This is a genomic window from Scytonema sp. UIC 10036 (genome assembly GCF_009725235.1).
This window is the reverse complement of sequence record NZ_WJFC01000039.1, coordinates 18772-43297: the sequence shown is the minus strand read 5'-3', so window position 1 is coordinate 43297 and position 24526 is coordinate 18772. Positions and strand designations below refer to the sequence as shown.

Annotated in this window: 23 protein-coding genes; 15 read left to right on the top strand and 8 right to left on the bottom strand. The window is 42.3% G+C overall.

Annotation, left to right across the window (positions count from 1 at the left end; all coding sequences use genetic code 11):
* Window positions 1-14: 14 nt before the first annotated feature.
* Both F7734_RS62115 and F7734_RS19525 read left to right on the top strand, forming a co-directional pair.
* Window positions 15-374: a four helix bundle protein gene (locus F7734_RS62115; protein ID WP_207714148.1), complete on the top strand. Its 360-nt coding sequence runs from the start codon at window positions 15-17 to the stop codon at window positions 372-374.
* Between the two features lie 318 nt (window positions 375-692).
* Window positions 693-908: a toxin secretion, membrane fusion protein gene (locus F7734_RS19525; protein WP_155746233.1), complete on the top strand. Its 216-nt coding sequence runs from the start codon at window positions 693-695 to the stop codon at window positions 906-908.
* Window positions 909-984: 76 nt separating this feature from the next.
* Here F7734_RS19525 and ruvC read toward each other — a convergent pair whose 3' ends face one another.
* Window positions 985-1476: a crossover junction endodeoxyribonuclease RuvC gene (ruvC, locus tag F7734_RS19520; RefSeq protein ID WP_155746232.1), complete on the bottom strand. Its 492-nt coding sequence runs from the start codon at window positions 1474-1476 to the stop codon at window positions 985-987.
* Between the two features lie 176 nt (window positions 1477-1652).
* Between ruvC and F7734_RS19515 the strand changes: the two genes are divergently transcribed.
* On the top strand, window positions 1653-3020 hold the full coding sequence (locus F7734_RS19515) for a gluconeogenesis factor YvcK family protein (RefSeq protein WP_155746265.1): 1368 nt from the start codon (window positions 1653-1655) through the stop codon (window positions 3018-3020).
* A gap of 105 nt (window positions 3021-3125) precedes the next feature.
* Window positions 3126-3587 (top strand): tRNA (adenosine(37)-N6)-threonylcarbamoyltransferase complex ATPase subunit type 1 TsaE, encoded by a 462-nt coding sequence (gene tsaE / locus F7734_RS19510; RefSeq protein WP_155746231.1) that lies wholly within the window; start codon window positions 3126-3128, stop codon window positions 3585-3587.
* 78 nt (window positions 3588-3665) lie between these two features.
* On the opposite strand, the gene F7734_RS19505 is transcribed toward tsaE, so the two are convergent.
* Together F7734_RS19505 and F7734_RS19500 are read right to left on the bottom strand one after the other, a co-directional pair.
* On the bottom strand, window positions 3666-3827 hold the full coding sequence (locus tag F7734_RS19505; RefSeq protein WP_155746230.1) for a hypothetical protein: 162 nt from the start codon (window positions 3825-3827) through the stop codon (window positions 3666-3668).
* Window positions 3828-4100: 273 nt separating this feature from the next.
* Complete coding sequence (locus F7734_RS19500; RefSeq protein WP_155746229.1) at window positions 4101-5426, bottom strand: dihydroorotase; 1326 nt, start codon at window positions 5424-5426, stop codon at window positions 4101-4103.
* Between the two features lie 274 nt (window positions 5427-5700).
* On the opposite strand from F7734_RS19500, the gene lepB reads away from it, so the two are divergent.
* From lepB to F7734_RS19470, 6 genes are all read left to right on the top strand, one after another.
* Window positions 5701-6348 carry a signal peptidase I gene (gene lepB / locus F7734_RS19495; RefSeq protein WP_155746228.1) on the top strand — a complete coding sequence of 216 codons (648 nt, stop codon included), beginning with the start codon at window positions 5701-5703 and terminating at the stop codon, window positions 6346-6348.
* Window positions 6349-6820: 472 nt separating this feature from the next.
* Window positions 6821-8668, top strand: a complete 1848-nt coding sequence (locus tag F7734_RS19490) for an EAL domain-containing response regulator (RefSeq protein WP_155746227.1) — start codon at window positions 6821-6823, stop codon at window positions 8666-8668.
* Window positions 8669-8683: 15 nt separating this feature from the next.
* The gene (locus F7734_RS19485) at window positions 8684-9817 is read left to right on the top strand and encodes a PleD family two-component system response regulator (protein ID WP_155746226.1); all 1134 of its coding nucleotides are present in this window, start codon (window positions 8684-8686) and stop codon (window positions 9815-9817) included.
* Window positions 9818-9950: 133 nt separating this feature from the next.
* Window positions 9951-11297 (top strand): response regulator, encoded by a 1347-nt coding sequence (locus tag F7734_RS19480; protein ID WP_155746225.1) that lies wholly within the window; start codon window positions 9951-9953, stop codon window positions 11295-11297.
* 173 nt (window positions 11298-11470) lie between these two features.
* Window positions 11471-12646 carry a circadian clock protein LdpA gene (locus F7734_RS19475; RefSeq protein WP_166482007.1) on the top strand — a complete coding sequence of 392 codons (1176 nt, stop codon included), beginning with the start codon at window positions 11471-11473 and terminating at the stop codon, window positions 12644-12646.
* Window positions 12647-12748: 102 nt separating this feature from the next.
* The gene (locus F7734_RS19470) at window positions 12749-14482 is read left to right on the top strand and encodes a R3H domain-containing nucleic acid-binding protein (RefSeq protein ID WP_155746264.1); all 1734 of its coding nucleotides are present in this window, start codon (window positions 12749-12751) and stop codon (window positions 14480-14482) included.
* A 65-nt stretch (window positions 14483-14547) separates the two neighbouring features.
* Here the strand turns inward: F7734_RS19470 and F7734_RS19465 are convergent, their stop codons facing one another.
* Window positions 14548-16656 carry an AarF/ABC1/UbiB kinase family protein gene (locus tag F7734_RS19465; protein WP_155746223.1) on the bottom strand — a complete coding sequence of 703 codons (2109 nt, stop codon included), beginning with the start codon at window positions 16654-16656 and terminating at the stop codon, window positions 14548-14550.
* 289 nt (window positions 16657-16945) lie between these two features.
* On the opposite strand from F7734_RS19465, the gene recN reads away from it, so the two are divergent.
* Window positions 16946-18715, top strand: coding sequence for a DNA repair protein RecN (gene recN, locus F7734_RS19460; protein ID WP_155746222.1), 1770 nt, complete (start codon window positions 16946-16948; stop codon window positions 18713-18715).
* A gap of 52 nt (window positions 18716-18767) precedes the next feature.
* Here the strand turns inward: recN and F7734_RS19455 are convergent, their stop codons facing one another.
* Window positions 18768-19706: a phosphorylase gene (locus F7734_RS19455; protein ID WP_155746221.1), complete on the bottom strand. Its 939-nt coding sequence runs from the start codon at window positions 19704-19706 to the stop codon at window positions 18768-18770.
* A 106-nt stretch (window positions 19707-19812) separates the two neighbouring features.
* Between F7734_RS19455 and F7734_RS19450 the strand changes: the two genes are divergently transcribed.
* The 4 genes from F7734_RS19450 to F7734_RS19440 all read left to right on the top strand — a co-directional run bounded on the left by F7734_RS19450 (window position 19813) and on the right by F7734_RS19440 (window position 23094).
* Window positions 19813-20367 (top strand): hypothetical protein, encoded by a 555-nt coding sequence (locus F7734_RS19450; RefSeq protein WP_166482006.1) that lies wholly within the window; start codon window positions 19813-19815, stop codon window positions 20365-20367.
* Between the two features lie 78 nt (window positions 20368-20445).
* Window positions 20446-20667: a hypothetical protein gene (locus tag F7734_RS19445; RefSeq protein WP_155746219.1), complete on the top strand. Its 222-nt coding sequence runs from the start codon at window positions 20446-20448 to the stop codon at window positions 20665-20667.
* A 298-nt stretch (window positions 20668-20965) separates the two neighbouring features.
* Window positions 20966-21088 (top strand): hypothetical protein, encoded by a 123-nt coding sequence (locus F7734_RS65400; RefSeq protein WP_279239738.1) that lies wholly within the window; start codon window positions 20966-20968, stop codon window positions 21086-21088.
* Between the two features lie 341 nt (window positions 21089-21429).
* A complete protein-coding gene (locus tag F7734_RS19440) occupies window positions 21430-23094 on the top strand; it encodes an MBL fold metallo-hydrolase (RefSeq protein WP_155746218.1) in 1665 nt (554 codons plus the stop codon).
* A 74-nt stretch (window positions 23095-23168) separates the two neighbouring features.
* Here F7734_RS19440 and F7734_RS19435 read toward each other — a convergent pair whose 3' ends face one another.
* The 3 genes from F7734_RS19435 to F7734_RS19430 all read right to left on the bottom strand — a co-directional run bounded on the left by F7734_RS19435 (window position 23169) and on the right by F7734_RS19430 (window position 24265).
* A complete protein-coding gene (locus F7734_RS19435) occupies window positions 23169-23429 on the bottom strand; it encodes a DUF6679 family protein (RefSeq protein WP_347566237.1) in 261 nt (86 codons plus the stop codon).
* Window positions 23398-23523, bottom strand: coding sequence for a hypothetical protein (locus F7734_RS65395; RefSeq protein ID WP_272900155.1), 126 nt, complete (start codon window positions 23521-23523; stop codon window positions 23398-23400). The genes F7734_RS19435 and F7734_RS65395 overlap by 32 nt, the downstream gene beginning before the upstream one ends.
* 520 nt (window positions 23524-24043) lie before the next feature.
* Window positions 24044-24265 carry a hypothetical protein gene (locus F7734_RS19430; protein WP_155746216.1) on the bottom strand — a complete coding sequence of 74 codons (222 nt, stop codon included), beginning with the start codon at window positions 24263-24265 and terminating at the stop codon, window positions 24044-24046.
* Between the last annotated feature and the right edge of the window lie 261 nt (window positions 24266-24526).

The following is a 24526-nucleotide window of genomic DNA, read 5'->3' as shown; positions in this document are numbered from 1 at the left end:
ATAGAGAGTTGTCAATGTCTGAAATCCATGATTTTCAAGATTTAAAAATTTGGCAAAAAGGTATGGATATAGCCGAAAAATGCTATTTTTTGACTAAATCTTTCCCTAAAGACGAGTTATATGGCATGGTACAACAAATTAGGAAATCCGCTGTATCTATTCCAGCTAATATAGCCGAAGGATATGGAAGAAGGTCAACAACTGAATACATTAGATTTCTTAATATTGCTCAAGGCTCGGTTAATGAATTAGAAACACACGTTATTCTATCTCACCGGGTCGGACTATCTAAACATGAAGAGATAGAACCGATTATTTTTTTGCTACGAGAAGAAAGTCGCATGATTATTGCTCTTATTAAGAAGCTAGAATAATGCTCTCTCCTCCCTTTTTCCCTTTTTCCTTTCTTCACTGTTCCCTGTTCCCTGTTCCCTGTTCCCTCTTCAGTACTTGTTAGTTTTGCATAACAAGTACTGAAGAACCAGAAAAATTGATTTAGTATTATTATAAAACAGCCTTATATAGATTTGGTTTACTTGTCAAATACTGAGTTTATCAAACAGAACATGGGCGAGTGTACTAATTTCTGGATTGATATGCACTCGGATTACGATAACTCTTAACTTGGGTTAAGACTAAATTTCGTGCATTTCAAAAGTAAAAGATATGTGTAGCAGACTATCAACTATCACATGGTTACTTCGGAACCTACTAGATTTGAAAAGCGTTCAATCGTTGTCAATAAAACCAACTTAAAATCTTCAACGTCAGACGTGGCTTATTGGCGAAGCCAACCCTACGCTGTGAGGCTTGCTGCTTTAGAAACCATCCGTCGCGAATTTCATCAATGGAAGTATCATGCTGAACCAGGATTTCAAAGAGTTTATAAAATTGTTAAACGAGCATGAGGTTCGCAGCCCTCTTGATAATTTAGTCCGCGCAGGCGGACTTCGTTTGTATAGCCGTGATTTCTAATCACTCAATCTAAATCTGAAACCACCCAGTCAACGCCACAGCCAACGCATCTGCAGCATCATCGGGGCGGGGAACATAATCCAAGTTCAACTCGTGCGCCACGGCTGCTTGAACCTCTTGTTTCTCTGCATTCCCATACCCAGTAAGCGCTTGTTTAATTTGAGCGGGTGTAAACTCCACAATCGGTAACTTATGCTGTGCAAGAACTAACAACACAACACCCCGTGCTTGTGCCACGAGGATCGTATTTGCCATACGATAGAAGAAGAACTTCTCAATAGCCACTAATTCTGGTTTATATTCCCCAATCAGGGTGTGCAGATCGTCGTATATCATACATAGTCGTTGTCCTAACTCCATACTCGCTGGGGTACTGATAACACCAAAATCTAGTAAATTTACTGATTCTTGTTGCCCCTTAGTTTGATTTTTTTGGCATATAATCGCGCCGAATCCCAAACTTGCCAGTCCGGGATCTAGCCCTAAAATTCGCTGTTCCATTCACTTGTTGTTTCTCTATAACCAGAGGAAAATAAGTCGGCACACTGGCAACTTTGACTACTCTGTTTTGGTCTAATGGGATGGCAAAATGTCACAATTCCACATTCGGGAAAAAACCAGGTGGTGTACATTTTCTGTTATTCATTGTTGTTAGTAGCACTGCTCCTTTTTGTGGTATGTCAATTGGTTTTCTCAGACAAGCCCTCAACGCCCTGCAAAAGCAGTCGCGCCGTCGCACTTCCCATCGGGTTAATCAGTGGTTCAAGTGGTTGTCCCCTGGATTATCGATCAAACGATGGTTGCTCATCAGCGTTGGGGGCGTACTGCTAGCAAGTTTGGGTCTTGCTATTTGGGTTAGACTAACGCCAATTTTTTGGGCAATTGAGTTGATTCGGAGCTTTCTGGGAGCAATCACCAATATTGTACCGTACTACATCAGCGGTCCTTTGGTTTTGTTGTGCGGCTTGCTCTTGCTTTTATGGGGACAAAGCCGGACAGTAGGTTCAATTACTGAAGTCCTCAGACCAGAAGGCGATGAAGAACTTATTGATGTCTTGCTGGCACATCGTCGATTGTACCGAGGCCCAAAAATTGTCACAATTGGCGGTGGTACCGGTCTTTCTACATTACTTCGAGGACTTAAGGTTTACAGCGCTAACATCACCGCTATTGTGACTGTTGCAGACGATGGCGGTTCTTCGGGGCGGTTGCGTCGGGAAATTGGTGTTCTACCACCAGGTGATATTCGTAACTGCTTGGCTGCACTCGCTGATGAAGAAAAGTTGTTAACTGAACTGTTTCAATATCGTTTTAAAGCAGGGGATGGATTGACAGGTCACAGTTTTGGGAATCTGTTCTTAACAGCACTCAGTGATATTACTGGCGATCTCGAACGGGCGATCGCAGCTAGTTCTAAAGTCTTAGCTATCCGAGGACAAGTTTTGCCAGCAACTCTCAGTGATGTTCGCCTTTGGGCAGAATTGTCTGATGGTCGTCGAATTGAGGGTGAATCTAATATCACCGCCGCCGGAGGTCATATTGTCAAAATTGGCTGTACCCCCGCCCATCCCCCAGCTTTACCAGCCGCTATTAAGGCAATCAAAGAAGCTGACTATATTATTATGGGTCCCGGCAGTCTTTTCACTAGCGTAATTCCCAATCTGCTAGTCCCAGAAATTGCTGATGCGATCGCAGCTTCTGAAGCACCCCGTATTTATGTTTGTAACATCATGACTCAACCGGGGGAAACTCAAGATTACACTGTTGCCGATCACATTCGAGCCATTGATGCTGCATGTGGAAAACCCCTATTTAACGCCGTACTCGTACATAAAAAATCTCCCACTCCTCGCGCACTTGTCCGTTATGCCCAACAAAACTCCCATCCCGTTTTTCTTGACCGAGAAGAAGTCACAATGTTAGGGCGGCGAATAGTTCTGGCAAATGTCATGCATGAAGATGAAACAGGTTGCGTGCGCCACAATCCCCAACGACTGGCAAAAGTGTTATGGCGTTGGTACAGTGGAGCACATCAAGGGAAATAGGTATTGGATAGTTGCTAATTGCTAATTGCTAATTGCTAATTGTTTAGAAGCCATTAGCCATTAGCCATTAGCCATTAGCCATTAGCCATTAGCCATTAGCCATTTATGAAAATTTCTTTGTCAAATACTACGGCAACACGCAAACTCGGTATTGCACTCGGTCAATCTTTAGATGCTGGAAGCATTATTTTACTACAGGGTGATTTAGGTGCAGGTAAAACAACCCTAGTACAAGGTCTAGGTGAAGGTTTGGGTATTCCCGAACCTATTGTTAGCCCTACTTTCACCCTGATTAATGAATACACGGAAGGACGTATCCCTCTGTATCACCTCGATCTATATCGTTTAGAACCAAAGGAAGTGGCTGCTTTAAATCTGGAAACTTATTGGGAAGGTGTTGAGGTCACACCAGGAATTGTGGCAATTGAGTGGGCTGAACGATTGCCATATAAGCCAGATAGTTATATAATAGTTAATCTGACTTATGAAAATGACGGCAGTCGTCAAGCCGCGATCGCAACACACAATTGTATTGTGTCGAAGGAACTATTGGGAGCTAATTTGTAATTCGCGATGGAATTTAGCGAGTATTTTACTAAAGACCTCGAGTTACAAGTTAACTATGTTGTTGTACCTAACTCTTACTTAATATCCAGAGAAAGACTCAAACCAAGCAACGCCAGCCTTTTTAGCTGTGGGTATGAAAATCCAAGCAAGGCGCTGGTTTTCCGTCATACTATTGCCTGCATATGTATGCTGGTCAATTCTGCCACTTCCACGTTCGTCGTAATTAGCTAGCATTGTCATTGTTTTTACCAAGTATTGTTTACAAATATTCTCCGTAGGTAGATATTTCACCAGTCATGTTACTGACTGGTTCCTCTACTTATGTAAACAAAGACTCAGTAGTTTTTTATCAAGATTTCATGAAGTCTGTATAAAATACACTTACGTATCAGAAAATGTTAACTGCGAACAGTTTATTAAAGGATTTACTGATAGGTCAGTGACCAGTGACCAGTAACCAATGACCAATGACCACTAACCACTAACCACTAACCACTAACCACTAACAAATAACTATTGATTAAACGTTAATGCTTGACCTCGGACTTCTGTGTACAACTTGCCTTTTTCATAAACAGTTTGACCACCTACAATTGTCACAACGGGCCATCCTGTTAGATTCCAACCTTCAAAGGGACTCCAACCGCACTTAGTTAATAGTTCTTCTGGGCGTACTGGATGGTATGTGTTTAAATCTACTAGGACTAAATCGGCGTCGTAACCGGGTGCGATCACTCCTTTGTTGGGAATAGAATATGCTTTAGCTACAGCTTGAGACATCCAGTTTGCCACTTGGGCAACAGTACATTTCCCGTCTACTGCGGCTGTTAGCATTAAAGGAAGGGAGGTTTCTACTCCGGGCATTCCAGAGGGAGTCTTCGGGTATTCTTGCGCTTTTTCTTCTAAAGTATGTGGCGCGTGGTCTGTGGCAATGAAATCGATAATACCATCGCGTAAGGCTTGCCAAAGAACTTCGTTATCGTGATGCGATCGCAAAGGCGGGTTCATTTGTGCTCTTGTTCCTACCTTGGCGTAAGCATCTGTATTCAACAATAAGTGCTGCGGCGTGACTTCTGCTGTTACCCAACTGGGTTTGTCTTGACGCAACAACTCTGCTTCTTCTGCTGTTGACATATGCAGAATATGCAGGCGACGTTGATATTTTTTAGAAAGCTTTAATGCTTGCTGGGTTGCTAGTAATGCTGCTTGGTTATCTTGGATTTGAGAATGAATTGCGGGGTCATGAATACCAGCAAATTCTGCTCTTCGCTGTTGTATTCTGGCTTGGTCTTCTGCATGAACAGCAATTAATCGGTCTCCTTTGGCAAAAATTGCCTCTAGTGCAGCGTCTTGGTCAACCAGTAATGAACCGTGCATCGACCCCATGAAAATTTTGATTCCTGGTGTCGGCTTTGCTAATAGTAAATCTGGAAGATTGTCTGCTGTTGCTCCTATAAAAAATCCATAATTCACCAGGCTCTTTTGGGATGCTCGCTGTAACTTGTCATCTAGTGCATACTGGCTAATTGTTGGCGGGCGTGTATTTGGCATTTCTAAAAATGAAGTCACTCCCCCTTTAGCACAAGCACAACTTGCTGTAAATAAGTCTTCCTTATATTCAAGTCCCGGTTCCCGAAAATGTACTTGTGGATCGATGACTCCTGGCAACAAAGTTAACCCTTCTGCGTCAATTTCTCTGGTAGGGGTTGCCTTTGTAATCTCTGGAGCCACCTCAACTATTGTGCGATCGCTCGTCAACACATCACCCACTAGCAATTCACCAGTAGGTAGAACGATGCGAGCACGACGAATTAGCAAACTACTTGCGGTCAATGGCATGGGTTTGTAACTTTCTAGAAGCGGTCAGCTGGGTTATAACGAGAGCTAAGCGTGACAGATCACCATCCATATAGGTTAAACTTGGTTGAACTACGAGCGGGAGTATTGTGTTCTTCGTTACAAAAAAGTTAATATTTCTTAAACTATGAGTTAGTGTATGAATTTGTTTCTTTCTACCCTCTCCCTTTTTGTAAAGTTAAGATAAACCAATACAACATCCCAGCTCGGATCAATAGCTCCTCTGCTTTTTATAAGCTATCACTCTAGTACTTTCATGCAAAATCAAGTGTCTGATAACAACTCTAGCCATCAACAGCCCAATAATTCTTGGATCGCAGAACTAGGTAGGACAATAGTTTTAAGCGTTGTTCTCGCCTTGGGAATTCGTACCTTTGTTGCTGAAGCTCGTTGGATTCCCTCTGGTTCTATGGAACCGACTTTACACGGTTCCCCAAATCAGTGGGAAGCAGACAAAATTATTGTGGATAAATTAGGCTACAAATTTTCTGAGCCGAAGCGAGGCGATATTGTAGTATTTTCTCCTACAAAAGAACTGCAAAAAGAACAATATCAAGACGCTTTTATCAAGCGTGTAATTGCCCTACCTGGAGAAAAGGTAGAACTCAAGAGCGGTAAAGTGTATATCAATGGTAAGCCTTTACCAGAGCAACAGTACGTGACAGATGGTCAGCGTACTGTTGTTGACGTTTGTACATCCGGTCAACAACCTCCTTTCTTATCCCAACCCGTTACGATACCAAATGATTCATACTTAGTATTAGGAGATAACCGTAACAGCAGTTACGATAGTCGTTGCTGGGGTGTTGTTCCCCGTGAAAATATTATTGGTCGTGCGGTACTTCGCTTCTGGCCTCTCAATCAAATTGGGGGAATAGATAAAAAAGAGTTATATAACAATTAGTTGTTAGTGGTTAGAGGTTAGTGGTTAATGGTAGAACGCCTGACAGCTTTTAAGGTATAGAACCACATTACACTCTTGTGTTACTTGTGTTACTTGTGTTATTGGCCTCCTAGCCAGTACATTCCCCAGACTACCAATACTACTTGGTTAAGACATAAATTCCAAAACACGTAGGTTGGGTTGAGGAACGAAACCCAACATCTAGAGCATTTGTTGGGTTTCGCTCGTGCTCAACCCAACAAAGCTAAAATTCTCAGCTCTTGCAGTATTACCCAGACTACATAATCTGAAAATTGCCCCCCAACTAACAGTTCAAAATTTTACCCAAGCTTCTGTTTTCAAGCTTGGGTTTTTTTATGATGTAGCTACCTTTGTCTTTCTTGTTCTCTTCATATCGACTTCGGGGTTTTCTGGGATTGGGTAAATTATGATGACTTGAGAGAATTAAGTAACAGGCTAGAGTGAAAATCCCATGAGTTACGAAAAATTAGTTTTGAATAAGGTTACCAATCAAAAAGATATCTTAATTATTGATGATACAGCAGATAACCTGCGTGTTTTGTCATCAATTCTTACCAAGCAAGGATATAGTGTTCGCAAAGCACTGAACTGGCAAATGGCTTTAATGGCTTGTAAAACTGTGTTACCCGATTTAATTTTACTCGACATTATGATGCCAGAGGTGGATGGATATGAAGTTTGTCAGAGATTGAAAACTTTAGACATCACTGCTGATATTCCAGTGATTTTTATGAGTGCTTTGGGGGATGTGTTTGATAAAGTAAAAGCTTTTGGTGTTGGTGGTGTGGACTATATTACCAAACCCTTTGAATTGGAAGAACTTGTTGTGCGGGTACAAAGTCAACTGGCTTTGAGAACGGCGCAACAAGAAATTTTGAACCTGAATACCAAGTTGGAACACAAAGTTAAAGAGCGCACAAGCGAGCTGGAAACATCTGTAAACAAGCTACAGCAGGAAATGAAGAGACGCAAACACCTGCAAAGCAAACTCCTGGAGATGGCATTGCACGATCCTTTGACTAAGTTACCCAATCGCACTCTGTTTATTAAAAAGTTAGAGAAAGCACTTCAACGTGCAAAACTTGAGTCTGATTATGGGTTTGCCGTACTTTTTTTGGATTGCGATCGCTTTAAAATTGTCAATGATTCTCTCGGTCATTTTGTCGGGGATGAATTGCTAATTGCGATCGCCCGTCGCTTGCAAGCATCCCTCAATCCCAAAGATACATTAGCACGATTTGGTGGTGATGAGTTTGCGATTCTTTTAGAAAAGATAACAGATATTCGCATGGCTATTAATGCTGCTAATGCTGTTTTACAGCAATTATCAGTGGCTTTTCAGTTATCCAGACATGAAGTCTTTATTAATGCCAGTATTGGTATTATTTGGGGAGAGAGCCACTACGAACAGCCAGAATATCTGTTAAGGGATGCTGATACGGCAATGTATCGTGCAAAGGCTTTAGGAAAAGGGAGATATCACGTTTTTGATCCCGCAATGCATCAAGAAGCAATGCAGCTTTTGCAACTCGAACACGATCTGAGAATAGGAGTAGAACGAAAAGAGTTTTTTGTTCAATATCAACCTATCGTTTCCCTAAAAACCGGTAGAATTTCTGGGTTTGAAGCCCTTGTACGCTGGCAGCATCCCGTTCGTGGGCTAATTCCTCCTACTGTGTTTGTACCCATAGCAGAAGAGACGGGTTTGATTGGGGCTATTGACACTTGGGTTTTACAATCGGCTTGCTATCAATTACGCATTTGGCAAAATCACCCGAAAACAGAGACTTCTCTCACAATGAGCGTGAATTTGTCAGCAGGTTTGTTTTCCCATCTTGATATTGTAACAGCGGTTGACAAAATTCTTGATGAAACTCAAGTCAATCCTGCCTGTTTGCAGCTAGAAATTACAGAAAGTGTCATCATGGAAAATACTGAGACACTAAAAATAATTCTTCAGCAGTTAAAAGACAGGAAGATTAGGTTAATTATGGATGATTTTGGGACTGGGTACTCCTCATTGAGTTATTTACACAGCTTTCCTTTTCATGCCCTTAAGATTGACAAATCCTTTGTCCGCCGAATGCAGGAGAATCAACAGAACATGGGACTTGTACCCGCAACGATTGGTATTGCCCATTCTATGGGAATGAATGCGATCGCAGAAGGTGTAGAAACTCCCGAACAATTAGCCCAGCTACGAAGCATGAACTGCGATCTTGCTCAAGGTTATCTATTTTCTAAAGCAGTAGACCCAGAGTTAGCTCTAGATCTGATTGCCGCAGTACCTCAATGGTAAATAAAAGGACAACATATGAATCAAGATCCATCAACATCTAATTATGGCAGTATTCTAATAGTTGATGACCAGCTTGATAACTTGCGCGTATTATCGACTATTTTAGCAAAAGAGGGGTATCATGTTCGTAAAGCCCTGAACGGTCAAATGGCTTTAACTGCCGTCAAGACCTTGCCACCAGATCTTATTTTGCTAGATATTAATATGCCTGAAATGGATGGCTATGAGGTGTGCGAAAGATTAAAAGCCGATCCACTCAACTGCAATATACCTGTGATTTTTATCAGTATTTTAGATGATGTCTTAGATAAAGTTAAAGGAATTAAAGTTGGTGGTGCAGACTACATTACCAAACCATTTCAGTTTGAAGAGGTCATTGCACGGGTACACAATCAACTGACTATTCAAAGATTACAGAGGGAACTTCGAGAAACCAACCAAAAGCTTTCAGAGCAAAATGCTTTGTTGTTATCAGAAATAGAAAAACGCGTTCAAGTTGAATCTGCCTTACAAACAGCTAACGACAAACTGCGAGAGTTGGTTTGGGTAGACAGTTTAACACAAGTTTCCAACCGCCGTTTTCTAGACGATTACTTGCAACGAGAATGGCAGAGATCAGCACGAGAGCAGCTACCCCTTTCTTTTATTTTGTGCGATATAGACTGTTTTAAATCTTACAACGATACTTACGGTCACGTAGCAGGTGATGATTGTTTGAGGAAAGTGGCTCGGGCTATTCACTATGCAGTCAGGCGTCCTGCTGATTTGGTAGCTCGTTATGGAGGAGAAGAGTTTGCTGTTGTTTTACCCAATACAAATTTTCATGGAGCAGTACGCGTGGCGGAAAATGTTAGGCTACGGGTAAAAGAACTAAAAATTCCACATTCTTCGTCTTTTGTGAAAAATTATATTACCTTAAGTATGGGTATAGCAACTAAAGTTCCCGTGAATCCGTCTTTACCGGAAACCCTTATTGCCGCTAGTGATAAGGCCCTTTACCAAGCGAAACTACAGGGACGTAACGGATATTGTGCTTGTGTACCTGTTGCCCGGAAAAATTGCTCCGGAAATCTTTCGATCGCAGGAGAAATTAAATGTTGGAATAAACAGTATATCTTTGAGGAGGAAGGTTCTTTGAGTGAAGAGTAGTAAAAAGGAGGAACTATAAGGTAAAATTACGTATTTGCCACTCCCTACTCCCTATTCCCTACTCCCTGTTTCAAGCTAGTTGCGTGGAAAACAGTTTTAGCTCCTCCAATCGTTAAAAGTCTAATTTTAAAAAATGCATTTAAATCAAGAATACAAAGCCAATATTTTAGTTGTTGATGATACACCGGATAACCTACGTCTGTTATCTGCAATGCTAACAGCACAAGGTTATGAAGTTCGTAAAGCTTTGAATGGTAAAATGGCATTAACTGCCTGTCAGATGGTTTTGCCGGATGTTATTCTGCTTGATATTAATATGCCCGGAATGGATGGTTATGAAGTTTGCAAGCAACTCAAAGTTGATGAAAGAACGTATGATATTCCAGTGATTTTCATTAGTGCTTTGGATGATGTATTGGATAAGGTAAAAGCTTTTGACGTTGGAGGTGTAGACTACATCACTAAACCTTTCCATGGAGCAGAAGTGTTATTGCGGATTGAAAATCAAATCAATTTACGTTTTCTCCAGCATAAACTGAAAGAACAAAATTTATTGTTACAAAAAACCCTTGACGAATTAAAAGTTGCTCAAGTTCAGCAGATCCAAAATGAGAAAATGGCAGCATTGGGACAGATGGTTGCTGGAATTGCCCACGAAGTTAACAATCCCATCAGTTTAATTTATGGAAATATTGAGTATGTTAGGCAGTACGTGCAACAATTAATTAATGTGGTGGAAGTTTATCATGAAGAGTATCCAAATCATACACCAAAAATTCAGCAAACAGTTCAGGATATAGACTTAAATTTCTTGATGAATGATGTGCAAAAGTTGATGGGTGCTCTGTATAGGGGTGCCGATCGCATCCGTCAAATAGTACTGGCGCTACAAAACTTTTCCAGACTTGATGAAGCTGAGATGAAGCCAGTCAATATCCATGAAGGTATAGACAGTACCATTATCATGTTACAGCATCGACTGAAAGAAACAGAGCATCGTCCCGGTATTAATGTTACAAGAGAATACAGTAGTTTGCCTTTAGTGAATTGTTATCCTAGCGATCTCAATCAGGTGTTTATGCACATCATAAGTAATGCGATTGATGCTTTAGATCGGGGCATGGGGCATGGGGCATGGGGCATGGAAATAACTTCCGATGCCCATAGCCCATTGCCCGTTTCCCACTGCCCTACAATTCACATTCAAACTCAACTGACAAGCAACAACACAGTTAGAGTTAGCATTGCTGATAATGGTCCTGGGATGGATGAGTCAGTGCGAACGCACTTATTCGATCCGTTCTTTACAACAAAGCCTGTGGGAAAAGGGAGTGGACTGGGATTATCTATTAGCCATCAAATTGTGGTAAACAAACATCAAGGAAACATCCACTGTCACTCCTCGGTTGGGAAAGGAGCAGAGTTTATCATTGAAATACCAATTGAGCAACCAGAAACAGCATCGCACACCGAAAACTAAGGACTTGTGGCTTGAAAAGTACTATTGCTAAGTATGAAGAGAAAGATAAGAATCTTCATCATAAAACTGAATTGCCCTGAATGCTGTCTCTTGCTTAGCAACTTATTCTTTAGCAGGTCATAAGTTTTTGAATTAATGTTCTACATTTTTCTATTGCATTGCATAATAGAATTGTGACTCATTTGTTAGACCCTTTACGTTCGCTTGAGGAAGGTCACTGGTTCAAGCTCATATGCGGAGCCAGCTTCCAACATCTGCCAGCAGTCAGAAGCTTAACATTAGCCTACACATTGGCAGGGGCTGACTGCATAGATGTTGCCGCCGATCCGTCTGTGATTGCTGCAGCTAAGGAGGGGCTGCAAATTGCATCAGAGTTGGGTAGGTCAGTCGGACAGCAAGGATTTGGCCGGTATGAAAAAAAACCGCTCTTGATGGTCAGCCTTAATGATGGCGAAGACCCGCATTTTCGGAAAGCCGAATTTAATGTCACGCAATGCCCCACAAACTGTACTCGCCCCTGTGAAAAAATTTGTCCGGCCCAAGCAATTGTTTTCGATGGCGTAAATAGCAACTTTTCGGGAGTCTTATCTCAAAAGTGCTACGGCTGCGGTCGTTGCATTCCTATATGTCCATATGATATAATTTATACAAAGTCATATGTATCAACACCGGGAGCGATCGCGCCATTGATATTGTCAACTGGGGTAGATGCCGTAGAAATTCATACAAATGTTGGGCGTTTGGCAGAATTCAAAAGATTGTGGCAAGCCATAGCACCGTGGGTTGAGCGGTTGAAGTTAGTAGCAATTAGCTGTCCCGATGGGAACGGTTTGATTGACTATCTTCACACTCTCTATGAGGTCATTAGCCCCCTACCTTGCGTCCTAGTTTGGCAAACAGATGGTCGTCCCATGAGTGGAGACATTGGCGATGGTACGACATTAGCAGCCGTCAAGTTAGGGCAAAAAGTTTTGGCAGCAAAATTACCGGGATATGTGCAGTTGGCAGGAGGAACCAACAGCTACACCGTTGCTAAGTTACGGGCAATGGGGCTTTTGAACGATTTTAGATTGCCGATTTTAGATTTTGGATTAGAAGACTGTAATCCAAAATCCAAAATCCAAAATCCAAAATCCAAAATCCAAAATCCAAAATCCAAAATTGCCGGAATCGCATACGGTAGCTACGCCCGAGTTTTGCTGTCACCGATTTTAGAAGAGTTAGAACAGAGGGAGGTGAATCAAGCCAATGTCAAAATAAGCATGCGCCTAGAAGAAGAACCTTCATTGCTCTGGCAAGCAGTTAAGCTTGCAGATTCCCTCGTTTCCCAGCTCAAGTCGCGGCAATAAGGGCTGTCAGTCCTGAAAACCGCCTTTGGGACATTTTTCAAGATGGAAAACTCCAGTATGGAAATGTCCTCGCTATCTCTAAAAAACGTCACCATAGAAAGCATGACGATTACAGACGATCTCCAAAAATTATTAGATATATTGCCCCAAGACCTGCGGCAAACTCTAGAAAAGCATCCACAACGAGATAGCTTAGTTGAAGTAGTCTTGGATTTAGGTCGTCGCCCAGAAGCTCGGTTTCCGTCAGCAGCTGAGTATCTGAGTGAAGTCCCCGTTACTCAAGAGCAGATAGATGATTGTATTCAAAGAGTGGGAACTTTTGGTGGAGATAATCGGGCAGGAATTGAGCAAACCCTGCATCGGATCAGTGCCATCCGCAACCGCAGTGGAAAGATTATAGGTCTAACCTGTCGAGTTGGTCGGGCGATATTCGGTACAATTGGCATGATTCGCGATTTAGTAGAAACTGGAAAATCGATTCTCATGCTAGGACGCCCAGGTGTGGGCAAAACAACAGCCTTGCGGGAAATTGCCCGCGTTCTGGCTGATGAACTGAACAAACGAGTAGTGATTATCGATACCTCTAATGAAATAGCAGGTGATGGTGACGTTGCTCACCCCGCCATTGGGCGATCGCGACGGATGCAAGTGGCTCATCCAGAACTACAACATCAAGTGATGATTGAAGCGGTGGAGAACCATATGCCAGAAGTCATCGTGATTGATGAAATTGGTACAGAATTGGAAGCCCTAGCCGCCCGTACCATAGCCGAACGAGGTGTTCAATTGGTGGGAACCGCCCATGGCAACCAGATTGAAAATTTGATAAAAAACCCAACGCTTTCAGATTTAGTGGGTGGTATCCAGGCTGTGACGCTGGGAGACGATGAAGCTAGGCGGCGGGGGACTCAAAAAACTGTTTTGGAACGAAAAGCCCCTCCGACTTTTGAAATTGCTGTAGAAATGTTGGAACGAGAGCGCTGGGTGGTACACGAAAGTGTATCGGATACAGTAGATACTCTTCTTCGAGGACGTCAACCCAACCCGCAAGTCAGAACTGTTGATGAGAAGGGCAAGGTGGTGGTTTCCCGCCAAGTCATTCCCCTTTCGAGTCGCACGCACGCAACAGTTAGCGAGGACAGTTTTGCAACTTCAGCCAGACATTCCAACGGTTGGCGTACAACCGGTCAAATGCTACCCCTACCTTCAATAGGAAGTGAAACACAAAACGGGTCGGGGAAAAGCGAGTTTGACCGTTTGTTGGATGAATCTTTAAGTGAATTTGATGGCTTGGATACTGAATATAGATATCCGGGACCTAATGGCGAGGATTTGCCACTGCACATATATCCCTATGGTGTCAGCCGCAGCCAATTAGATCAGGTCATTCAGGTTCTTTCTTTGCCCATAGTCTTGACAAAAGATATCGATAGTGCTGATGCGATATTGGCATTGCGATCGCACGTCAAAAATCATGCCAAATTGAGGCAATTGGCGAAAGCCCGCCAAGTCCCAATCCACATGATTAAAGCCAGCACCATGCCGCAGATTACCAGAGGTTTGCGACGCTTGCTCAATCTTGACGATCCCGAAATTGGCGACGAAAGAGAAATGCAACTCTTTCTGCACAGCGCCAGTGATGATGAGATTGACGCCCTAGAGGAAGCAAGACTTGCTGTCGAACAAATTGTGATCCCCAAAGGGCAACCAGTCGAATTGTTACCCCGTTCTGCCTCAGTACGCAAAATGCAACATGAGTTAGTAGAACACTATCGCCTCAAGTCCGACAGTTTTGGCGAAGAACCAAATCGGCGTCTGCGGATTTATCCGGCATAATTTCAGCTTCCATTCCTTTGCCATCAGGGTGCGTTAGCTTCCGCGTAACGCACCATTTTAATGTTTTAGTTAGCAGGTGGTAAAGACAATCGATTTGGTTGAATCACAACAGTATCTTCACGAGTATCAACTTCTGTTGGTACTTCCGATGCTAACAATTGCCGAATGAGTCGTGCGATCGCTTTTTGTGCTATCTGGTTGGCTATTTGTTGTCCCAAACGCTGCACTCCGGGATTAAATAGCAACTCAGCAAGTTGGGGTGCAAGTTGTGTGGCATCAAATCCGCGAGTTTCTTGCAGAATATTTAAGATCCGTTTGATATGATCCAAGGTTTGTTGTTGCTCGATTGTCGCACTAGGGGTTTCATTAATTGCTGCAATTCCAACTCTTTCTCGCAGTAAATATGTAAAGTTATGCAAAACATTTGTAGTTGCTGCATTCACCCCTTTGAGAATTTCATCAACTAACTTATCGCGAATAAAAGCTCCCCGTTCGGAAGATAAAAAGTCTATTCCCTGATTGAGAACTAAGTTGAAATCATAATCCTCATTATTGCGAGCATTGCGTAATAAATTTTCTAAACGATTCCAACGAAATCTACCTTCTTTAAATAACAAATCTCGCAAAGATGCTCTTAATTCAGGCGCTGGATCTGTTAATAAACGTTTAGCAACATAGGGATATGCTTCACTCAGAACTTTGAAGTTAGGATCTATATAGATAGCAATTCCTTCTAAAGTCACCAAAGAACGAATAATTAAAGCATAGTATGGTGGGACGCGGAAGGGATATTCATACATCAAATTTGAAAGGTCATCGGTGATACTCTTAATGTTTAACTGAGCTACACTAGCACCTTGAGCTTCAGCAAACACTTTTGCAAAAGCTGGAACAATTGGTGTTAAATCTGTATCCGGTGACAAAAAATCTAACTTGACGTAATCTTGTGCCAACGCTTCAAAATCGCGATTGACAACGTGAACGATCGCTTCTAGCAAACCATAGCGTTGCTTGGGCTGAATTTCACTCATCATCCCAAAATCTAGATAAGCCAATTTGCCATCTAGAGTTGCTAGTAAATTTCCAGGATGCGGATCGGCGTGGAAAAATCCATGTTCGAGTAACTGGCGCAAAGAACATTGTACGCCTACTTCTATTAAATAACGAGCGTCGATTCCTAGCGAGCGGATTTCTTCTGTTTGAGTTAATTTAACACCATTAATCCACTCCATGGTTAAAACACGACGATTTGTGTACTCCCAATATATCTTGGGAACATAAACGTCTTTTAGATGACCGTAGAGTTCAAAAAACCTCTCCGCATTTTCTCCTTCATGAATGTAGTCCATCTCCTCAAAAATGCGAGTGCCTAATTCATCAAGAATACCTGCAAGATCGCTCCGTACCCGTTTAACTTTTTTCTGCGCCCATACAGCAAGTTTTCGTAGAATATATAAGTCAATAGTTATGTTTTCTCGTAAGTCTGGACGTTGAACTTTAACAGCAACCTCTTCACCCGTATTGAGTCTACCTTTATAAACTTGACCTAAAGAAGCTGCTGCTATGGGATCTTTTGAAAGAACGGGATAAATTTCTGCTGGCGGTAAACCGAGTTCTTCTTCAATAAATTGATAAGCTATTTCATTGGGAAAAGGTGGTAGCTTATCTTGTAATTGAGCAAGTTCTTCTAAATATACAGCAGGCACTAAATCTGGTCTGGTGGATAAAGCCTGTCCAATTTTAATGTATGCTGGCCCTAGCTTTGTCAGCAGTTTTCGCAACTTAATTGCTTGTCTTCGGTCATTTTTGACAACAACTCCTCGTTTGCTATCCCACCACAATCCAAAAACAAATGACACAGTTGGTACTAAAACTGCAAATACACGACGCAAAACTTGTAAGGGTGTTTGCTCATAGTTTAGGGCAATCTCCCTAGCATCGTAACGTATTTGTTTAGATTCACGTTTCCTACCTAAAAGCACGCGATCGCTTCTATACGGTAAGCTGTCTCCTCTAGCTACCGCAGCATTTTTCAAACCTGGTTGTGTAGCAGAATATTCATTTTGGCTAATTTTGCCTGCATGGTTGTCGTTAACAGACACTTCTATCACCGAAATAGTTTTAGAAGGGTCTTTGTTTGGTTGGGAATTGTAGGAAACTGTCTTGGCATTCATGAGGTTACCACTGCATGGAATTAATTTGTTAATTATTGTAACAATATGTTACGCAATAAGTCAGTTTTCATTTACCAGTTACTGGTCACTGGCTACTGGTCACTGGTCACTGATAAAAAAAGTCTATCTTCAACCACCAATCTTTGTGAAAGTCAAATTAAACTAGGTTAGGTACACTCAAGGGGTTTTTATTCAATGGTATTGGGTATAGCCGATCGCTTACAGGTCATTCTCAGTGTCTCTTGAATTGGAAATATCCGGCGTCTGTCCTCACGGAGAATTTAACTAGATGTTGCTCTCTCTGCGAATAGAAAACTTTGCTCTCATTGACCAACTGGAATTGGAATTTGGCGCAGGACTCAACGTGTTGACAGGTGAAACTGGCGCAGGCAAATCCATCATCCTAGATGCGATTGATGCCGTCCTCGGTGGCAAAGTCTCCAGCCGTGTCATTCGTACTGGCACAAATCGGTCAATGGTAGAAGCGACTTTTACCGCTAACTCTGCATTAGCCGCTTGGCTGAGCGAACAGGAAATAGATTTAATTGACGAACACTCCATCATTCTTAGTCGAGAAATTACTGAAACCACCAGTAATATCCGCAGTCGTTCGCGGGTTAATGGAGTGTTGGTGAATCGGCAAGTCATGACAGGGCTGCGCGCTCGCCTTGTGGAAATCACGGCTCAAGGTCAAACTGTACAAGTAGGACAATCTGCTCAAGTTCGGGATTGGTTGGATGTTTATGGCGGTAACTCCTTAATACAGCAGCGCCAAGTTGTTGCAGCTGCTTTCGGTGCATATCAACAAGCGCACCTAATACTGGAAAAACGCCGGACATCAGAACGAGAACGGTTACAACAGTTAGACTTGTTAACGTATCAAATACAAGAATTAAAAGCAGCAAACTTAAGCGATCCTGACGAATTCGATAAGCTTTTACAAGAGCGGGAACGCCTCAGCCATGTAGTTGAACTGCAGCAAATGAGTTACAAAGTCTATCAAGCTTTGTACCAAAATGATAATGAAGCCCCGGCAGCAGGAGACCTTTTGGGAGACAGTGAGATGATATTAACCAACATGGTTGAATATGATACTCAACTGCAACCACTCTTAGACATGGTTAGAGATGCTCAAGCGACTTTAGCAGAAGTTGCACGGCAAGTAAATGCCTATGGGGAAGGATTAGAAGCCGACCCCCAACGCTTGGAAGAAGTAGAAGAGCGAATTCGAGAGTTAAAGCAAGTTTGCCGAAAGTACGGTCCCACGCTAGCAGAAGCCATCGCTTTTTACCAACGCATTCATGAAGAATTATCTCAGCTTAATAATAGCGAACAATCTATAGAAAGTCTTGAAAAGCAAGAAACAGAATGCCTGTCAAAACTCACTGAAGCTTGTCAGGAATTAACTCAATTGAGGCGGACTGTGGCAGATGCGCTACAAGCAGAACTTATAAGGGAATTAAAGCCTTTGGCAATGGATAAGGTAAAGTTCCAAGTGGAAATTGTTCCGGTTCCGCCAACAGTAGCAGGAGCAGATAAAATTACCTTTTTATTTAGCCCCAACCCAGGAGAACCGCTACAACCTTTAACAGAAATTGCCTCTGGTGGTGAAATGAGTCGCTTTTTGCTAGCACTGAAAGCTTGTTTTTCCCAGGCTGATGCGGTAGCAACATTAGTGTTTGATGAAATTGATGTTGGAGTTTCCGGAAGGGTAGCCCAAGCTATTGCGGAAAAGTTACACCAACTCGGTCAATTCCATCAAGTTTTGTGTGTCACACACCAGCCTCTTGTAGCCGCAATGGCAGATCGGCATTTTCGAGTAGCCAAACAAGTGATTAATACAGATAAAGGTCAAAAAGCAACCAACGGACACTCAGAACAGCGCACTGTTGTACGAGTCACCGCATTGGACAACTTGAGCAAGCGGCGAGAAGAACTCGCACAACTTGCAGGTGGGAAGTCCGCACAAGAAGCGATCGCTTTTGCAGAATCTTTGTTAACTCAAGCCGCCAATCACCAAACAAAGTCAAAAGTTAAACGGGGGAAGGTTAGTGGTTAGTTGTTAGTTGTTAGTTGTTAGTGGTTAGTGGTTAGTGGTTAGTTGTTAGTTGTTACTGGTTTAGAGCAACATTCTTCAGAAGAGTCATTGGTCCAATGTCTTTGAGAAGTTGCATCTGTTGCTCGTTTTTCACAAACAAAGAACCGGCAAATCCTAAAGAGTTGACGGAGATAGACTCAAAACTCTCTTGCGATCGCGGCACAATTAACATCCATTGTCGCGTAGCTAGCAGATTGTAAGGAGCAGATTGCTTGTTTTGGCTTCCTGGAGCGTTTTCTATACCTAGATTTTTGAGAAGGGTACGGTAGCACTCGAAGGTTACTGCGGCAGTTGCTAATGGTGACTGTATATCCTTGACATCTAACCGTGCATATGCATTTATAAAAGGCAGTTGCGGTATGGTCGCTATGGAGCTATGAAACTGAGCAGATGCTAATAGAGGTTCTATTGGTATCTGAGAACCACTTGGGATAAATGGAAGTGGAACTAATTGCAAGTGCTTGTGTCTCTGACTCGCGCCAGCAACTTTACCACCGTTGTAAAATACCAAACCATCAATTTCATCCAAGCAAGCCTGCACGGCAGCAAAATCTTCCAGTGTCAGTAAACTTTCTTGTTCTTCAAAAGCACGAGTAATAATCAGTAAGTGATAATCAACTACATTATATTTGTTCAAAATACATACATGAGTTTCTGAAAGATTGGCTACAAACAAATCCTCTTCATAAGGAAGAAAAGGATTAAATTCTTTCCCAGGACGAGTTATTTGTTTGAGTTGCTCTTTTTTAGCTGCATCCTTACGAGCTAGATTAGATAAGACCCGAACTAGGAAGCGAACGCCATCCTGTTCAACAAATTCAAACTCTGTAGGAATTGATAGCAACGATTGCTTTGCAAGAGCGTCCTCAGTCTGTTCTTTGACACGTTTCCATAACATACCGGGTTGCAGTCGTGTTGTTCTCCCCTGTGACGCGGATTTTTCTCCTGACATAGTTAACTATTCGTATAAGAAAAATTCTAAAAAACATTACCTTTACTGTACCGAATATCTTGCACTCCCAGTTTTGAGGGAGAATAAAAATACGAAAAATCAGAGGGTGCGAAAACAGAATCTTTTGAGGTTGAGTGTGGTGATTGCAGCCCTGTTCATAGCTACGTTGATAGATGTTACAGCCCCATCAGCAATTTTATCAATCCACAAAAATGCTCCAGATAAAACCAGAATTGCCACTCTAGCAAACGGCAAATACCAGTTTTGCAGCCAACCCGCTCCTAGAGATTGGCAAGATGGAGCAGGAGTGTGTTTTAACTTTAGTAAAGCTGGCGATCGCGTTAGTGGATACTATGGTTATCCCCACTCAGATCGTTTTGTTTGCATTAGGGGTGAAGTTAACGACAGCTTAATTCAAGGCGAAGCTTTAGAAATATTATGGGCTGTTAATCCCGCTTCCAACATATCAAAGTCCAAAATTGAATGGGACTCCGAGGAGCGCTTAACACTTGGCAAAGGAAACATTATTCGTACTGAAGAAGGTATAGACGGTACTATTCATTGGGTTTTGTTCCCCAAAGCCTCATTAAATGTGAGTGGTTTCTATCGCTACAGCGCTCCTCGCATGACACCTCCATCACAATTATGTCTGTGGAATTAGTCTATTTACCTAAAAATAGCTTTAGTAGCTTACCTTAGAATAATTTTCCCATAGTTTTGAAGCTTACAGGGTGAGCATATGGCTACAATCTTTAGCTTGATATTCTTTTTATCTTTTGTCTTACTTGTTTTAGCAGCAGTTCTAGAAAAAGCCGAAAGTCAAACGAGTAAGACAGCACTTATTATCACTGTTGCATTTGGACTATCTTTACTAATCTATTGGTACGGAGAAAAAAAAGTAGATAGTATGATGCAAAGCATTCAAGATTATCTTGCTTATGAAAATTTGTATTGTGAGTAATTTCAACTACATTAGTAATATCAACTGTAACCTGATGTATTACCAAATTTAACCCAGTTGTCAGATGCAAGGGGTCTGGCTTCCAAATGAGTGCGATGGCTTTGCATGGTATATTGTGTACGGGAGGCGGAACCTCGTGTCAGGCATTCCCAGACAGAGCCTGGGAACAAGCTGGGGAGTAGATTTACTTATTGCTGAATTTTCCCTAACATAGTAAAGACTTTCAGGGGATTTCTCTAAAAGCGGGAATCGCTACTATTAAAATCAGAAAGTCTTTAGAGTAGAGGTTAACAAACATATGGATGTCAAGCTGATTTTAGTTGCTTTAACAGTCGTTTTCACAATTTCGTGCTTGATTTTTGGCACGAAGAACGGATTCTATGACTCAGATAACTATCATGGCAATGGTTCTGCTCATTAATCCTTGAATCGTCTTGATGCGATACGGCTTAAGCCGTTAAGCGCAGCTTATCGCCCACCGTCATAAGCTTAAAATTTGATTAAGTTTCATTACCGACTTTTTTTGAACCCAGGGCAAGTTTGGTATAGACTCTATAGGCGAGTAAAAGCCATGATTTCAATGGAATGGGGATGTCTAACTGAGCTTGCAAGGGACTCTCTGTGGATGGGTTTACCTTCCACAGTTTCTGTCTCGGACGAATACTCTACCAAACTCTGGTTATTAAAGTATGCAAGTGTCTTCCCCTACAAAGTTGGCTTTTGGCGATTGGCTAAAAACATGAAATTAGAGGGGAGGCAAAAATGAGCGATCGCCTATCACTATCCTCTGGGGTTGATACAAAGGGTACTGCTAGTGAGTTAGAATGTTTATCTTATGGCGTCCATCATGATAATGAAGGGGTTTGCTTGTTGGTGCGAATGGGACCCCACCGCATTCTGCTAGATTGTGGCTTGACGGATATCTCTCCCCTAGCAAAATCGTTGAAAAAGTCAGCACGTCGGGGTAGTACGCCTCTACCAGCAGATTTAGTTCTCGTCAGTCACGCCCATCCAGATCATACTAGAGGGTTGTTGGCACTTCATAAAGCATTTCCACTTTTACCGATATACGCTAGCGAAGTCACCAGTAAATTACTACCCCTAAGTTGGCTAGATCAAGATTTTGAGGATACCCCATCTTTTTGTCAGGCATTACCCCTACGCTCACCAGTGGAATTTAAAGATGGTTTGGTCGCAGAATTGTTTCCCGCCGGTCATCTTCCTGGGGCTGTAGCAATTTTGCTTACGTACACGAGTGCAGAGCGCTCCTACAAACTACTGTACACGGGAGATTTTTTCCTATCTAACTCCCGATTGGTGGAAGGTTTGCGTTTGGAGGAATTGCGGGGCTTAGAATTGGATGTTCTGATTGTTGAGGGAAGTTACGGTACCTCCCGCCATCCTCACCGCCGCAGTCAAGAGAACCAGCTAGCGGAAAGAATCAATCGAGCGATCGCAGATCGTCATTCCGTGATTTTACCTACATCTACTTTGGGCTTAGGTCAAGAATTACTCATGCTTTTACGGAGCCATCACCATTTTACAGGACGGGATTTAGATATTTGGGTTGATGGAACTGTTGCGCTTGGATGTGATGCTTACCTGGAACTTCTACCCCATTTTCCCACCTCAGTCCAAAACTTTGCTCGCCATCAACCCCTCTTTTGGGATGAACGAATACGTCCTCGCGTGCGGCGCTTGCACTTAGAACAGCGTTCTCATATCAGTCACTCGCCCTGTATTATCCTGACTGACGCTGATGCCGATTTAAATGAATACTGCCTTCCTGGAACTGGTCCTTGGTTAACTTTATTTCCTGAAAAAACAAATATAAAAATCGATAACAGATTCGCCGAAATCACCAATATAGAAACTTACCTCCTTGCCCAACACAGTGACGGTCCGGGAACTACCCAACTCATTCACAATTTGCGACCCCAGCACGTTATTTTTATCCACGGTTCCTCAGCATACCTAGCCGATTTGACCAGTTTAGAAGAGTTGCAAAATCGATACCATCTCCATTCGCCGAACGCCAGGATTTTAGTAGAACTACCGATTGGCGAAACTTTTTTACAGCCAGCACCGCCAGAAACCAATTATGAAGGCGAACTATCCGAATTAGCATCTGTAGTTACCATAACCCTTCCCGATGCGATCGCCGCCGATCCCCGTTGGCGACAATTTGCCGATACGGGTTTAATCGAAGCCCGTTGGCAAGGAGAAGAACTTGTGTTGCGAGGGCTAACACAAAGAGAACTTCTCAATCAAAACAGCGATCGTCCTGCATGGTCTGATGTAAACTGCTGCGGTACGTGCCGACATCAAAGGGGACAGAGGTGTTGGAACCCCTCGTCCCCGTTATACAACTTCAAGGTAACTCTTGAAGGTTACTGCCCTGCCTTTGAAAGAAATAATGATAGTTAATTGCTAATTGCTAATTGCTAATTGCTAATTGTTAAGAACCCATTAACCATTAGCCATTAGCTATTAGCCATTAGCTATTCTGGATTTGAATCAGTAAAGCGATTGCGGATGCGTTCTGCTTCTGGACAATCTTCTGTTAGAAGAGGTTCGACATTGCCACGGGGAACTGATGCTAGTTTTTGAGTTACAGCACCAATGCTTTCAAGGCGAACCATTTCTTCCCAAGAGCAGATCTCGTCTTCTTCTTCTGTTTCGTAACGAAGAGTGACTAAATCTCCCTCAATATCGATGATACGGGCGCGTTCAATCCAGCGTTGCTGGTCCCGCAAGAACACGCATACCTCCCGCCCATCGCAACAAAGCTGATAAATCTTGCGGTGTAGCATCTATTGCTTCTGCCTTTTTAAATCTAGTTAAATCTGTCAACATTTGGGTTTTCCCGAGTATGTGACACCTTGTTTAGGTTCGTACAACGTTCCCAATTGAGGTGCCTGTCCTGACCCCAGCCAAAGAATGATTTGTAGTTTTTTAGCTATGTGGGCTTTCTGGGTCATAAAGTTTGCTGTGACTGTACCAGCTAAACTCAATCCTGGTCGGGGTGATTCAAAGAATGCTTACTTCAAGTGAAGTCGCATAATTCCGGATATACCTCGAACAGGTTAAAAGACTCCGGCGAGCCCTGTTTACCATTATGTAATAAAATATACTCCACAACAAAAGGTAATTGCGGTTGCTTTAGTTGCCTACTTGTAGTCATTGGCATCCTTAGTAACTCTAGGGACTTTGCTTTACTTTTACCCCTATACACTTGATCTTAGCTTATTCTCTCGTGACCTTCACGCCTTTTTAGAAACAACACCTTGAAGAGTTCTTTTTTTTTACTTGCTTCCCAATCTAATTATGTTTCCTATTCTCAACAATTCTGCACCAACTCATCTTTCAGGCAATGTTAGCCGATTGCATTATACAAGAGAAACTCTAACGGCATAGCTTTGTTTGAAGATGATTCTCGTTTAATCCGACCAACGCGAATTGCGTCATACAAGGCTGATAGGGCTATCAAATCTTTTGATTGATAACTTCTTGTTGTTAGCACCTGGTAAAGAAGACCTTCAGATTCAACGCTGAGGCATCCGGTCTGGAAAGCAGATTCAACGAGTGTGCGGATCATGTGATTTGGAGTAGATGTTGGTGAGTTCTTGCCTCCAGTGTGGCTTTTTTCAATTTCCTTCGGTTTGATGCAGATCTACATATCTTGGTGATTTTTTATAAGTTTTTTTTGTGACTTTAGTCACACTAACTTCATATTTTCTTTATACTCATAATACCACATTTTATTGCGATTGCTATAAACAAACAATACCAACCCTACCCTTGTACACCGTAATATTTCTGTTTTTTTAATTATTTATTTATACTACTCCATATGAGC